This window comes from Ensifer sp. BR816, assembly GCF_000378985.1.
Classification (GTDB): domain Bacteria; phylum Pseudomonadota; class Alphaproteobacteria; order Rhizobiales; family Rhizobiaceae; genus Sinorhizobium.
This window is the reverse complement of record NZ_KB905370.1, coordinates 3,708,497-3,721,241: the sequence shown is the minus strand read 5'-3', so window position 1 is coordinate 3,721,241 and position 12,745 is coordinate 3,708,497. Positions and strand designations below refer to the sequence as shown.

The 12,745-nt window shown below is 61.9% G+C and carries 12 protein-coding genes and 2 pseudogenes; 6 read left to right on the top strand and 8 right to left on the bottom strand.

Going from position 1 to position 12,745, the window contains the following annotated elements:
* The first annotated feature begins 47 nt into the window (after positions 1-47).
* Positions 48-1,238 (top strand): IS110 family transposase, encoded by a 1,191-nt coding sequence (locus tag RHIBR816_RS0117900; protein ID WP_018237956.1) that lies wholly within the window; start codon positions 48-50, stop codon positions 1,236-1,238.
* A 625-nt stretch (positions 1,239-1,863) separates the two neighbouring features.
* On the opposite strand, the gene RHIBR816_RS0117890 is transcribed toward RHIBR816_RS0117900, so the two are convergent.
* From RHIBR816_RS0117890 to RHIBR816_RS0117875, 3 genes are all read right to left on the bottom strand, one after another.
* Positions 1,864-2,022 (bottom strand): hypothetical protein, encoded by a 159-nt coding sequence (locus tag RHIBR816_RS0117890; RefSeq protein ID WP_245262612.1) that lies wholly within the window; start codon positions 2,020-2,022, stop codon positions 1,864-1,866.
* 1,045 nt (positions 2,023-3,067) lie between these two features.
* Positions 3,068-3,304, bottom strand: coding sequence for a hypothetical protein (locus RHIBR816_RS0117880; protein WP_026187131.1), 237 nt, complete (start codon positions 3,302-3,304; stop codon positions 3,068-3,070).
* Between the two features lie 46 nt (positions 3,305-3,350).
* On the bottom strand, positions 3,351-4,295 hold the full coding sequence (locus RHIBR816_RS0117875; protein WP_018237951.1) for a complex I NDUFA9 subunit family protein: 945 nt from the start codon (positions 4,293-4,295) through the stop codon (positions 3,351-3,353).
* A 208-nt stretch (positions 4,296-4,503) separates the two neighbouring features.
* Here RHIBR816_RS0117875 and RHIBR816_RS0117870 point away from each other — a divergent pair, with 208 nt between their 5' ends.
* Positions 4,504-4,944 (top strand): DUF2267 domain-containing protein, encoded by a 441-nt coding sequence (locus tag RHIBR816_RS0117870; protein WP_018237950.1) that lies wholly within the window; start codon positions 4,504-4,506, stop codon positions 4,942-4,944.
* An 86-nt stretch (positions 4,945-5,030) separates the two neighbouring features.
* Entirely contained in the window at positions 5,031-5,366 is a 336-nt protein-coding gene (locus RHIBR816_RS0117865) for a hypothetical protein (protein WP_018237949.1), read from the top strand.
* A 97-nt stretch (positions 5,367-5,463) separates the two neighbouring features.
* Here RHIBR816_RS0117865 and RHIBR816_RS38440 read toward each other — a convergent pair.
* Positions 5,464-5,797: pseudogene (locus tag RHIBR816_RS38440) on the bottom strand (IS110 family transposase); the annotation flags it as partial.
* A gap of 338 nt (positions 5,798-6,135) precedes the next feature.
* Between RHIBR816_RS38440 and RHIBR816_RS38890 the strand changes: the two are divergent.
* Together RHIBR816_RS38890 and RHIBR816_RS0117850 are read left to right on the top strand one after the other, a co-directional pair.
* A complete protein-coding gene (locus tag RHIBR816_RS38890) occupies positions 6,136-6,261 on the top strand; it encodes a hypothetical protein (RefSeq protein ID WP_018237947.1) in 126 nt (41 codons plus the stop codon).
* A 108-nt stretch (positions 6,262-6,369) separates the two neighbouring features.
* Positions 6,370-8,913, top strand: coding sequence for an NAD-dependent epimerase/dehydratase family protein (locus tag RHIBR816_RS0117850; protein ID WP_026187129.1), 2,544 nt, complete (start codon positions 6,370-6,372; stop codon positions 8,911-8,913).
* A gap of 346 nt (positions 8,914-9,259) precedes the next feature.
* On the opposite strand, the gene RHIBR816_RS0117840 is transcribed toward RHIBR816_RS0117850, so the two are convergent.
* From RHIBR816_RS0117840 to RHIBR816_RS39045, 4 genes and pseudogenes are all read right to left on the bottom strand, one after another.
* Complete coding sequence (locus tag RHIBR816_RS0117840) at positions 9,260-10,048, bottom strand: NAD-dependent epimerase/dehydratase family protein (protein WP_034816499.1); 789 nt, start codon at positions 10,046-10,048, stop codon at positions 9,260-9,262.
* Positions 10,049-10,123: 75 nt separating this feature from the next.
* A complete protein-coding gene (locus RHIBR816_RS35325; RefSeq protein ID WP_157628206.1) occupies positions 10,124-10,723 on the bottom strand; it encodes an HWE histidine kinase domain-containing protein in 600 nt (199 codons plus the stop codon).
* A gap of 73 nt (positions 10,724-10,796) precedes the next feature.
* Entirely contained in the window at positions 10,797-10,997 is a 201-nt protein-coding gene (locus RHIBR816_RS39050; RefSeq protein ID WP_371259070.1) for a PAS domain S-box protein, read from the bottom strand.
* A gap of 134 nt (positions 10,998-11,131) precedes the next feature.
* Positions 11,132-11,521: pseudogene (locus tag RHIBR816_RS39045) on the bottom strand (GAF domain-containing protein); the annotation flags it as partial.
* A gap of 569 nt (positions 11,522-12,090) precedes the next feature.
* On the opposite strand from RHIBR816_RS39045, the gene RHIBR816_RS36100 reads away from it, so the two are divergent.
* A complete protein-coding gene (locus RHIBR816_RS36100; RefSeq protein ID WP_084811103.1) occupies positions 12,091-12,594 on the top strand; it encodes a PTS sugar transporter subunit IIA in 504 nt (167 codons plus the stop codon).
* Positions 12,595-12,745 lie beyond the last annotated feature (151 nt).

The window sequence follows — 12,745 nt, the reverse complement described above, 5'->3', positions numbered from 1 at the left end:
AAAGTGAGGTCGCTTTCAATCAACACCTTACTCTGGAGAGGCCGAACATGCACGCTGCGAATGAACGACCTGAAGCGCCGACGACCGCTATCCGCATGGATCTTGGCGCAATCTTCGTCTCCTTGGAACTCAGCCGTTCGAAATGGCTAATCACCTCGCTGTCGCCGGGCGGCGGCGAGAAGATGTCGAAACATGCGGTGGCGGCCGACGACATCGCCGGCCTGCTGGCGCGGTTTGCCGAGCTCAAGAGGAAGGCGCAGGCACGGACGGGGCGCTACTTTCCCACCATCGTGATCCAGGAGGCCGGGCTCGACGGCTTCTGGATCCACCGGGTGCTGCAGGCCGAGGGGATCGAAAGCCACGTCGCCGATCCGGCCTCGATTGCGACCTCGCGCCGGCGGCGGCGGGCCAAGACCGACAAGATCGACGGTGAGACGCTGGTGCGCGCGCTGCTCGCCTATAAAAGGGGCGAGCCGCGCGTCTGTGCGATGCTGCGGGTGCCGACGCCCGAGGAGGAGGACCGTCGCCGCATCTCGCGTGAGCGCAAAGCGTTGACGAACGAGCGCGTACGCCACGTCAATCGCATCAAGGGCCTGCTGTTCAGCCAGGGCGTCTCCGGCTACCAGCCCCTGCGCCGCGACCGGCGCACGCGGCTCGAGGAGTTGAGGACCGGCGATGGCCGACCATTGCCGACGCATCTGAAGGCGCAGGTCGGCCGCGAACTCGATCGGCTGGAGCTGCTGATCGGACAGATGAAGGCAGTCGAGGCCGAGCGCGACGCCATGCTCGCTGCCGCTCCGGTCGACTCTGCGCATTTCGCTGATTGTGAGCAGCCGGCACCGGCGATGCTGCTCGCCTTGAAAGGCATCGGGCCGGAGTTTGCCGTTGTCTTGTGGTCGGAGGGGCTGTCGCGTCATTTTGACAACCGACGACAGGTTGCAGCCTATGCCGGCCTTGCACCGACACCCTGGCAGAGCGGCTCGGTCGATCACGACCAGGGGGTATCGAAAGCAGGCAATCCAAGGCTGCGAACGACGCTGATCCAGGTGGCCTGGCTGTGGTTGCGCCATCAGCCGCACTCAGCGCTCAGCCTGTGGTTCAAGCAGCGGGGGAAGCAGAACGATGGTCGTCTGAAGAAGAAGACGATCGTGGCGCTCGCCCGCAAGCTGCTCGTCGCGCTGTGGAAATACGTCAATGCCGGCGTCGTCATCGAGGGGGCCGTGATGAAGACCCCCTGATCCCGATCGCAACCGAATTCTGCAATCTTCCAGGACCCGATCAGTCCTGGCGGATCCAGGTGGGACGAACCTCAGTTGAGTATGGCTTCAAACGCCGCCTGGTAGAATGGTCTCGTCCTCCTGAGCCCTTGTCCGCCGCAAGCGGGATGTTGGTTCCGCTGTCTCGAACAGCGACCGTATATAAGTTGGATCTGGCTTGGCAACGAGCCGCGTCTTGCAATCGGGCTCAGACCGCGGATGCCGCAACAACCGACGGAAAGCAAAAAAAGTTACCCTGACGAAAATTCCACATTGACGCCCGCCCAATCAGCGGGCGCTTTTGCCGAGATGACAGATGCAAAGGCTTACATCTCTCGCAACGCTCGCCGTACCCGTGCCCTTCGCGTGGAGCGCCCCCTTGATTGACCAGCGGACCATAATGTCGGTCTCGCTCACTGCTGCGATCGCTATTTTCGCGGCAACCATGGTCGGAATATTTTTGGCTTGACCGCCTGGCTGCAAGGATGTGCGCGCCACTTAAGCCGTGTTTCTAGGGGACGGGCGGATGATGCGGCGATCCATGAGTTGGAAGCACGGCTACTTTGCGGTTTACGCGCACACCGATGGCTAATCGTCGCCTGCGGCCCTATCGCTGGACAGGTATCGTGAGCTTCTTCAACAATTCGCTATCGCGCACGCCGGACTGATAGATCGTAAACAGCCTCACTGCGAGATCGTCCGCATCCGGGCCTTCGTGAGGAAGGTGATACTCCTCCAGCAACTCGTCGAACACTTGGCAGATCATGGCGAGTTCGGTAGGGGAGATGGGTAGAGTTTGGAAATCCGGGCCGGGGTACATGGCGCAACCCCCATTCGTGTCAGGGCGAAAGCGCAATGGTCTCTCAGCCAGCGGCGCCCGTGGAACTAGCCACTGATGATCACAGTGTGCACCTGGAATGTTGCTTTGCATAGTTCCCACCGGCGCAGGAAAAGGGCGTCAGTGTGAGTGCCGCCATAGGGAGTATGTTTGATTACCGACCGACTCTGGCTGCCTACGTCTTGTTTGCAATCCTCTTCATTTGTCTGATGAGACGGTCTCGACCCCGATATGGTAATCATAGGACGCAGTCATGCTTCCAACTCCCGTGTTGAGATCTCGAAAACCCCAACAGGATAAGCCGAAAGGCTGGAAGCGTGACTGTCCCTCGATCATCACCGGCATCTCAGTGATCCGTTCTCTCAGCGGACGCGGTCTCTTTCATGCCACCTCCTTGGGGCTGGGGGACCCATGGCAGTGGCTCCGTCCGCGCCCCTAATCCGCGTGGGACCGGCAGCACTACGAAGCGAAGCCGACCAGCGGCCGCCCTTGGGGCCTCTGGTTTCATTCGGCGGATCGCTTCAGGTTCACGCTGGCGTTTATCAGCCATTCCACCGGCGTGCTCAGTGATGTGACAGGTTAACGATCACGCGGCCGCGGTCTTCGGTTCAGAGGATCGCTTCCGACAGTCCGCCTGTTTCGCTTGGCAGATGGAGTGGTTGCCGTCCTCGTGACCGTTGGCACCGTGCGGTTACGCGACATTTGGGCTTCATTCACGCTGGGCGGCCCCCGGGAACTATCAGTCCTGCCATCCGGTTCTTGTCCGTGAAGCTAGAGGAACTGGCTATGCCCAATAAAAATGCGCCCCCACCCAAGACGGTCGTCCGTAAAGAGCAGCCTGTCCGCCGTCCCGACGAGAAGGAAGCGCCCGTGGAGCCTGACGATCGCAAACATCCGACGCGAGATACAAGGGAGACGCCGGCGCCGAACCCAAACGGGGAATCGCTCCCGAACAGGACGCCGTGAGACGGCCTCAAGGCGCGCGATCGGTAAGGGCGTCTGCGCCCTCCTGCTCGGCGCAATGCGCACAGCAGTAGATGATGTTGCCCTGCTCGACGCCGTGCCCGATGATCCGCACGCCGCAATGCGGGCAGGTTGGAGCGAGTTTCTGGATCGCGCATTCGAAACTATCGAAAGTGTAGGTTTCATCCCTCAGCGTCACCTGGAAGGCCTTATCATAGTCGTTGCCGCACTGGTCGCATTTGGCCATGGCTATATCCTCCTGCTCATCGATAGGTTCCGTCTTAGGTCCCGGCTCAATCATCATGCCCGATCATGTGGACGACTTCCTCGATGCAGCGGGGTCTGATGCCCAATTCTTCCAGGCCCGGCAGGCCGCTGGCCGCGACATTGTCACGCCGCATGAGCTCGACCTGGTTGCGCGTCAGCGATACGGCGGGAAGAAGCTCCGCAGCAGTTGCCAATATGCTCCATACCGCGAACGGCAGGGGCACCAGCCTGCTTGGCGCCCTGAGTTGAGCGGCAATCTCCCGGACGATTTCCCGATACGAATAAATGCGCGGACCGGCGCACTCGAAGGTCGAAGCATCCGTGGCAATCTGCCCCGAGGCCAAGCGGCTCACGGCTTCCGCCACGTCCTCGACATGAACCGGTTGCAGCCGAGTGCCGCCATCGCCGAATAGCGGATAGATCGGGAGGAGGCGTACCAGCCTTGCGATCGTCGTGACGAACCCGTCGTCGGGACCCGCCATCACAGCGGAACGGACGATCAGCGCGCCCGGGAACGCTGCCTTTACCGCCTCCTCGCCGCGGCCCCTGGCCCGGATGTAATCCGAACTGGATTTCGGATTCGATCCAATGCCGGAAATATGCACGAACCTCTCGACGCCGGCATCCCGCGAAGCGGTCGCCAGATCGGCGGCGGCTTGTACATGGACACGCTCAAAGGTCAGCTCACCGCGCTCGACATAGAGGCTAACCGTATTCACCACCGCTCGAGATCCCGCCACGGCAGCGGCGATCGACGATGGATCCAGAATGTCCGCCGCGATCTGCTGAGATGGCCTCCTGCCCGACGTGTTGTCCAAGATATTCTTGTGCGGATGACGGGAGGCGGCACGGACATCGACAGCCTTGTCAAGAAGCCTGCTCACGATCCGCCGTCCGAGGAAGCCGGTGGCGCCGAACACTGTCACGATGTTCTCGCCGGCCACATCGTCTCGACCATGTTGGTTGGTCATTGTCTAACGCTCCTCTGACCTCCGACGCAACGTCGGCCGCGTTTTTCGCCAGGCCGCATCGGGCCCTTAATCCGCTTGGCGCGATGGGATCCGGCTTTGCGAGACTGACAGCGGGGACGATGAGGGTTACCCGTTAGGCAGATAGCCGCTGGAACATCGGCGCATTCTTCTGGTTCGGTGATCATCACATGGAAGGCAGGAGGGTACCATGAGTGCTTCCGGCGTTGCCGTCTTCGACAAGACGCTTCAGATCACCAATGTCTGGCTCGACGAAATCATGGAACATCAGGGGCCGGACCGCCAGCGTGCATGGCATATTCTGAGTGCCGTTCTTCACACCATTCGCGATCGCCTGCCCGCCGACCTTGCAGCCCATCTTTCGGCACAGTTGCCGCTGCTGGTGCGGGGTGCCTATTATGATCAATACGAGCCTTCCAAACAGCCGGCGCAGTCGCGGAGCTTGGATGCGTTTCTAGGCCAGGTGAAGACCGAGCTTGCCTCCACCCGGCCGGTCGACGCCAAAGAGGCGGTGCAAACCGTGTTCCAGGTGTTGTCGCACCACCTTGATCCGGGCGAGGTGCGCAAGATCCGCGAAAGTCTGCCTCAGGATCTGCGGGCACTTTGGCCAGATCCGACTAAGCGTCAATAGTTGCGCGAACGTGGAGCAGAGCCAATCTTTCATGGGTCGAGAATATGCCGGAGAAGCTTGCTGTGGCGCCGCGCAGGAGGAACGCAATGTTGTTTTCCGACATCCTGGCTGACCAGGAAACCACAGACAAGCTGGGTGCCGCCCTGATCATATTGGCGCATGACGAAGGCGGTGGCCGCCCCCGCAAGGGTGTTTTGCTCACGCGCGAACTCGTCGAGGATGCATTCGGAGGCGACAGCGACCGAGCAGCCGAGGCGATCAGGTCCGGGGTCATTGACCACGAGGCTCTGTGCAGGATCGATGGTCCGGACCGGCTGATCTACCAGACGCTGAATGCAGCAAACGATATTGTCCGCTGGCATCCGGCCACCTTCGGCCGCGGTGATCTGGGATTATTCGAAGGGCCGGTGCGATCCAGGTAAGATTTGCCGGGATCACTGAGCCAGCTTCATGCTTGCGCAGACTACTGACTGCCGGAAGCCTCGAGACCGGGAAAAAATCGCAATTGCTAAGAAACTTTCAGCCGGATGTTGGCGCGGGCTGTAGGGTATACCCGAACGACTTTGCTCTTCGCTCGAAATGGTGAGGACGCGTCGACGGTGCTCCTCGTAGTGGGAGGCTCCCAGATCACTGTATTCCATGCCGTGCCGCAGGGTATTGTGGAACAAGCGATTTCGCGGGCCGTGGCAGTGACCGCCTTGGCCTTGCCGACGCGTGCCGACAGAGGCCGATAGATTGCCCCCAACGCGGTCTGAGTGCGCCCAACCGCAACCGCGGCAAGTCGCAGTAGCGCCGCGGCCCGGCTACCAGATCGTCGGGTCCGAGACGACAACACCTTGCCGCCGGAGATTTTTGTTCAGGTCGAGTCGGGTTCTGCAAGGAGTTCGGAACGCTCACTCGAAAACCGAGGCAATGATGGTCCTGCAGCCTCTCCAGCCCCGATGTCTTTGCTCCCTCGGATCGTCCGATCCTCAGAATCGACCCTCGATGATCTCGGTGCGTCAGGAGACGCGCGCGAAGATTGAGAAGCGAAAAACTGAAATCAATCCTGTGACCAGCGTTTCGTGGCTCTGAACTCGAGTGTATTTTAGTTGCATGAGCGCGTCGGCGTGGACATTCAGTGAAAGGCTGCCGTCCCAGCCAGTGCTTGGATGGACAGCAAACGCCACTGATTGGACATGAGAGGAGGCGATGGGCCACATACTGCCGGCACATCTCCACGGCCGACCGGAAGCGGAGTGGTCGCGACCCTATCGGGATCCAGCAGACAACGCCCATCTGCGCGAAGGCCTGCGCAAAGCCGGCGTGACGGTCTAGTCAGCGGCGGCCTTGCGATCTCCCCATCGGCCGTGCCCAGGGGAGGAGGCTTCGGAACCTTCCCCTCCGGGGGAACGTTTGCTGCAAAACTCCCGCGAAGGTTTCAAGATGCCGAACGACACAGATCGACTGACCGTTCTCATCACTGGCTCGAGTGGCTTTCTTGGACAGGCGATCGCGCGCGGCCTTGAGGACCGCTACCGCGTCATCGGCCTGGACGTGGCCGCCCCGAAAGGCGCGGCGGACCGTCTCGAGACGATCGAGATCGACCTGACCTCCGACGACAGCGTCAGGAAGGCCGTGGAAGAGGTTGGCAAGCGGAGCGGCGGTCGCGTCGCCTCGGTGATCCACCTCGCCGCCTATTACGACACGACCGGCAAGGCCGACCCGAAATATGACGCGGTCAACGTCCAGGGGACGCGCCGGCTGCTTGCGGCCTTGAAGCGGCTTGAGACCGAGCAGTTCATCTTTTCCAGCACGCTGCTGGTGCATGCGCCGAGCTCGGAGAAAAGCGCAAGGATCAACGAGGATGCGCCGCTCGAGCCTTCCTGGGCCTATCCGCAGTCGAAGGCGGAGACGGAAGCGGTGATCGCCAGGGAGCGCGGACAGATCAAGACGGTGATCCTCAGGCTTGCCGGGGTCTATGACGAGGATTGCCGGGCCGCCTTCATCGCCCAGCAGATCGCCCGCATCTTCGAGCGGCTGCCGACCGCCTATCTGTTCACCGGCGATCTCGAAGCGGGGCAGCCCTATCTGCACAAGGACGACCTGGTCGAAGCCTTCGTGCGCAGCGTCGACCGGCGCGCCGAATTGCCGGCGCAAAGCGTGATGCTGATCGGCGAGGAGGAAACGCTTTCCTACGGGGAGTTGCAGAAGCGCATCGGCCGGCTTCTGCACGGCGAGGACTGGCGCACCTTCGTGCTCCCCAAGGGGCTCGCCAAGACCGGGTCATGGATGCAGACGGAGGTGCTCGATCAGGAGAGCGACATCAGGCCGTGGATGATCGAGAATTCCGACGACCATTTCGAGATCGACATATCCCGCGCCCGCGGCCTGATCGGCTGGGAGCCGAAACACCGCCTCTCCCGCACGCTGCCGGAGATGATCGGGCGCCTCAAGGAGGATCCGACCGACTGGTACGAGAAGAACAAACTCGAACCCTCCACCGTCGCCGCTTCGGAGCCGGAGATCGAGCAGGCGAAACGAAGGCTCGATCGGCCGCTGGAACGCAGCCACGCCCAAGTCGAGGCAGCCGTCGAGCGCCAGCGGCTTTTCACGCTTTGGGCGCCGATGGCGAATGTCGCGCTCGGGCTGTGGCTCGTCGCCTCGCCGATGACGCTCGGACTTTTCGATCCGGTCACCGTCGCGCCACCGCCCGCCCTCGGCCACGAGATCGCGGCCGCCGATATCCGCAATGCGCGCCTCGGCATCAGCGAGGTCCTGTCGGGATTGCTCGTCGTCTTCTTTGCGCTTCTCGGCATGTATCGCCGCTGGTCCTGGACACAGTGGATCACCGCCGCACTCGGCGTCTGGATCATGCTGGCGCCGCTCGTCTTCTGGACGACCAGTGCTGCCGCCTATGCCATCGACACGCTGGTCGGGCTGCTGATCCCGGTCTTTGCCGTGATGATCCCGCCGACGCCCGGCATCAGCAACCGGGCGCTGGCGGCGGATGACGACCGACCGCTCGGCTGGAGCTACTCGCCTTCCGCCTTCACCCAGCGCATTCCGATCGTCGCGCTCGCCTTCATCGGCCTGTTCGTCTCACGCTACCTCGCAGCCTATCAGATGGGGCATATCGATGGCCTCTGGGACCCGTTCTTCGGTCCGGGCGAGGCTCCCGTCCGCAATGGCAGCGAAGCGGTGGTGACGTCCTGGGTCTCGAAGGGCTTTCCGATCGCCGACGCCGGTTTCGGCGCCTTTGCCTATGCACTCGACATCCTCGCCGGCGCGATCGGCGACCGGCGCCGCTGGCGCACCATGCCGTGGATGGTGCTGCTCTTCGGCCTGCTGATCATTCCGCTCGGCGTGGTCAGCGTCTCCTTCATCATCATCCAGCCGCCGCTGATCGGCGCGCTCTGCACGCTCTGCATCGTCCAGGCGGGCGTCACCGTCGTGCTGATCCCCTATTCGATCGACGAGGTGCTGGCGGCCGTTCAATATCTCTGGCGGGCGACAAAGGCCGGCGAGCCGTTCTGGCGCACCTTCTGGATGGGCGGTCCCGCCCTGTCGGAAAACCAGTCGCCGGCGCCCGATCTCGACCGACCGGCTTCCGAACTTCTGAAGGAATTCATTACCGGCGGCGTGAACTTCCCGTGGACGCTGGTGGCAAGCGTGGGTCTCGGCGCGATGCTGATGACGACGCCGCTGATCTTCGGCAGATCGCCGCCGCTCTATTACAGCGATCATGTGGTTGGCTGCCTCGTCATCCTGGTCGCCGTCACCGCGATGGCCGAGGTGGCGCGACCGGTGCGTTTCCTCAATGTCGCGCTCGGCGCCTGGGTCGCCGCCTCGCCGTTCCTGCTTTCCGGCGGCGGCACCGTTGCAAGCTTCGCGGATGTCCTGCTCGGCCTCGGCCTGATCGCCCTCAGCCTACCGCGCGGGACGCGCAGCGAGGAGCATTACGGCGGCTGGGATCGGGCGATCGTCTGACTGATCTGCTGGCGGGTGCCCCGGCCCTGTTGCGCCGGGCCTGGCTTACGACACGTTCGACAACGCGTCGAGGCCACGCGTGCCCTACCGCCACCAACGCAGGCGGCAGCGGGCTGCCAGAATCAGAGAGAAGAAACCGAAAAATGCGCCGCTGGAAACGACGGTCGCGGCGGTATGCGTTGCATCGCCTTCCGCCGTGCATCCTCGACCGGCATCGTCCGGGAAAGCTCGTGCACTCCTTCGCAATCGATGCGACAGATGTTTTCGAGACGATTACCGACTTCAGACCGATTTCTTGCGAGAGCGAGGTGCTGGCTCTGGTGTCGCCCGTTTCTTGCCTGGAATCCTAAAGGACGGGAGGATAGGGCGCGTCTGGAAGACCCAGAAGCTCGGCGTGCCGCCCCATGGCGCCCATGATCGCACGGCCGATTTCGGCAACGGTCGGCGCATCGGCATCCACAACGTTCAGCGCCTGCGATCGGCTGGAACTCAGCGCGAAGATGACCGCCTCGGCGATCGCCTTCGTTGAGGTCGTCTGAAACCGGCTGCGGCCGCCATAGGCCAGGGGGATGCGCTTGCGACCGTCGAGCAGGCGCTTTACGAACCACCATTCGCTCGCATGTTTGCTGCAAGGTCCGTGGATCGCGCAGGGGCGCAGGACAGTGACCTTCGTGCTTGCCGTGTCCAGGAGACGGCGCTCGATTGCGGCTTTTCTCGTCGAATAGGTCTGTGGCCCGGGCTCCACCGTGCGGTGATCCTCACGGATCGGCACGGGGTAGTTCGGAAAGCCGCGTTCACTTGCCTCGTCGAGCGTGCGGCCCTGCGCATCGCAATAAACGCTGGCACTGGAGATCACCGCTATGTGCCCGACGCTAGCCTGCAGGCCGAGCAGTTGATCGGCGTGCCGGACGTCGAACGCGACGCAGTCGAGGAGCAAATCCGCGCCGCCGGCAGCCGCTTCATGAAGTGCCGCACGGTCCTCGCGATCTGCGGCAACCTGCTGCCATGGACCCGGGATTGGCGCCGGCGATCGGCTGACGAGCCGGATCTGCCAACGATCGCGGGCAAGACGCTGCGCAACGGCAAGGCCGATCTGACCGGTTCCTCCGATAATGAATGCGGTCGAGTGAGCCATGCGGTTTCCGCCGTCCATGCACTCTTTCAGGCCGCGATGCCCGACTCCTTGGTCGCGGAGACTCGGTCGCCGTGCTCAATCGGAAAGGCGGTCCGCGGACAAGGTCACCCGGACTGTCAGCCCGGTTGGACCAAAGTCTCGGGAAAGATCTGCATCAAGCTGCCTAGCCGTGGCTTCCATGAGTGTCGTTCCAAATCCTTCCGCATTCGGCGCCACGATCGCCGGCCCGCCGCGTTCGCGCCATACAACGGTATACCGGTCAGCTCTTGCCGTGCATTCGACCTCGATGCGGCCGCTCGGCATCGACAGGCTGCCGTACTTGGCGGCGTTCGTCGCAAACTCGTACAGCAACAATGCCAGGTGCGTGATCGCGTTTCCGCTGACGCGCGGGTCCGGCCCAGTCAGGGTGAAACAGGAGGCGGAGTCGACCTTGCCGTCATAGGGGGAGAGGATCGTCCTGATCAGCGAATGCAGGGTCGTTGCCGGCTCTTCCACTGAGTCATCGGCTATCGGCCGCGCCAGGGTCAGAGCGTGGGCGCTGGCGAGTGCGTTGAGTTGAGCGCACACGGCAGTGGCCAGACCGGACGGTGAGGTCGCGGATCGCGCGCTTACCCGGACCATGCTGCTCGCTACGGCAAAAAGATTCTTAATCCGATGCTCCATTTCGCTGAGCAAGAGTTGCTGCTTTTCCTGAGCGCGGCGACGATCGGTAATGTCGCGTGCAATGTAGGAGACGCCCGCGACCGTCTCATCGCGATCCAGGATGGGAGATCGTCAGCGAGATGTCCACCGGACTTCCGTCCTTGCGCTGCCATCGGGTCTCGATGTGTTGGTCACGGTCGCCGGCGAGGATCCGCGAGAGCATTGCGGTTTCGTGGTCGAGGCTATCGTCCGGGATGAGGACCGCCGCCGGCGTCCCCAGGACCTCAGCTTGCGTATAGCCGAGCAGCCGTTCGGCGCCGGTATTCCAATTGGTGACGATGCCGCCCAGGTCACTGTGAAGATGGCATCATTCGAGGATTCCACCACGGCGCTCCATCGCCGGGCGTTCTCGTCAGCCAAATGGCGGCCGATGCTGAAGCCCAGTTGCCTGGCAATCGTCAGCGATAGTTGGAGTTCGTCCGCCGTGAAGTCGTGAGGCCTTGCGAAATAGACCATGAACTTGCCAATGACTTTGTCGTCGATCGCCAGCGGCACGAAGGCGAGGGCACGAATGCCTTCCTTCTGGATCGTCGTCCTCAATCCTGCCGTTATATCGGCGGTATCGATGTCGCCGATGAAGATCGGCTGTGCATTTTGATCGCCCTGGCGCCACGGCGAATGTCCGCCGACGGCCTGCCGATAAGCTTCAGACAAGTCCCGCCACGCGACGAACCGCATGACCCCTTTGACGTCGAAGCGCAGGATCGAGGCGCGGCCGCATCCCAGTCCGTCGATGATTGCATCGAGAGAGGCTTGATAGACGTCATCCATCGAACGCGCGCGATAGAGGCGGTCGGTAAAGCGATACAGCACACTTTGCTCCATGAGCTCGCCGCGCGAACTGTTCCGCGGTGCGAGCATGCTGGTCCTTCATCTTGACCACCGGTTTTTGGAGAGCCGATGTTACGAACAGCCGAGCCTTGGGGAGTGTCTCAGCATACGCGAACAGCGTGTGCTTGCAAAGGACTTCAGCGCATTGTTGATCGAGGTCGGCGATACCTGTCAGGCGACGGTGGTGCTGTCCGGGCATTCAATCCTACCGTGCCGCTCGCCGCGTGCTTGTCCCGCTTCTGGCGCATTCGGTGGCAAGCAGCCGTTTGACGGACATGGCACCACTCGATGTGGATGCGGTCGCACGCTCAAGTCGGGATGATAAATGATCGGTTGGCGACGAGACGTGAACGGAGTTGATTGCTTCAGTCTGCATTGCGATCTTGATTCTCGCTCGAAAACCCCCAAATCCCTGTGAGGACATACCGTCCGGTATATGACCAGTCGTCGGTGAATACGCAGGAAGTTCGCGTAATAGCTTCTCCACCGCGATCGAGTCAGGGGTTGTGATGCGTTCACATGAGTTTCACTGGCAACGGGAACTGATAATCAAGGCTCCTTGCCACGACAGTCGATCCGCTCTTGAAGCAATCGCGTCAGATTTATCAGAACGAACTGGTATCAAGGCTCGCTCCATATTTGATCATCTTGTGGAGCGTGAGGCTCTGGGATCGACCGGTTTTGGCGGAGGATTTGCTCTGCCCCATGCCCTCGTGCCGAAGCTTCGCGCACCCGCAAAGGTGCTGATGACCCTTCGGCAGGGCATCGACTTTGACGCACCCGATGACGAACCGGTGGACATTCTTTTGGCGATGGCCTGGCCGCAGGACCACCAGGATGGCTTTCTGCCGGCACTTGCCAAACTTTGCCGTCCGTTCAGGTCGAGCCAGGTTCTCCAAGGACTTCGGAACGCCCGCTCGAGAACCGAGGCAATGATGGTCCTGCAGTCATTCTTCAACCCTGATGTCGTGACTCTATCGGATCGTCCGATCTTCAGAATCGACCGGCAATGATCTCGGTACGTTAGGAGACGCTCGTGGAGGCGTCAGAGACCATCGATCAGAGCGTATTCGTTGCGTTCGATGGTTCGGCGCTCGCTTTTGACGATCGCCCCAGCAGTTTCTATACTGGTCCCTCGGCGCAGAACGGAGGCGCTGCTTGGAA

Bases quoted from the DNA above. Each gene is read 5' to 3' on its own strand.
- RHIBR816_RS0117890 (WP_245262612.1), bottom strand. From the start codon at position 2,022: ATGATCTGCCAAGTGTTCGACGAGTTGCTGGAGGAGTATCACCTTCCT.
- RHIBR816_RS0117875 (WP_018237951.1), bottom strand. From the start codon at position 4,295: ATGACCAACCAACATGGTCGAGACGATGTGGCCGGCGAGAACATCGTG.
- RHIBR816_RS0117865 (WP_018237949.1), top strand. From the start codon at position 5,031: ATGTTGTTTTCCGACATCCTGGCTGACCAGGAAACCACAGACAAGCTG.
- RHIBR816_RS36100 (WP_084811103.1), top strand. From the start codon at position 12,091: ATGCGTTCACATGAGTTTCACTGGCAACGGGAACTGATAATCAAGGCT.
- RHIBR816_RS38890 (WP_018237947.1), top strand. From the start codon at position 6,136: ATGGGCCACATACTGCCGGCACATCTCCACGGCCGACCGGAAGCGGAG.
- RHIBR816_RS0117840 (WP_034816499.1), bottom strand. From the start codon at position 10,048: ATGGCTCACTCGACCGCATTCATTATCGGAGGAACCGGTCAGATCGGC.
- RHIBR816_RS0117880 (WP_026187131.1), bottom strand. From the start codon at position 3,304: ATGGCCAAATGCGACCAGTGCGGCAACGACTATGATAAGGCCTTCCAG.
- RHIBR816_RS0117850 (WP_026187129.1), top strand. From the start codon at position 6,370: ATGCCGAACGACACAGATCGACTGACCGTTCTCATCACTGGCTCGAGT.
- RHIBR816_RS0117900 (WP_018237956.1), top strand. From the start codon at position 48: ATGCACGCTGCGAATGAACGACCTGAAGCGCCGACGACCGCTATCCGC.
- RHIBR816_RS0117870 (WP_018237950.1), top strand. From the start codon at position 4,504: ATGAGTGCTTCCGGCGTTGCCGTCTTCGACAAGACGCTTCAGATCACC.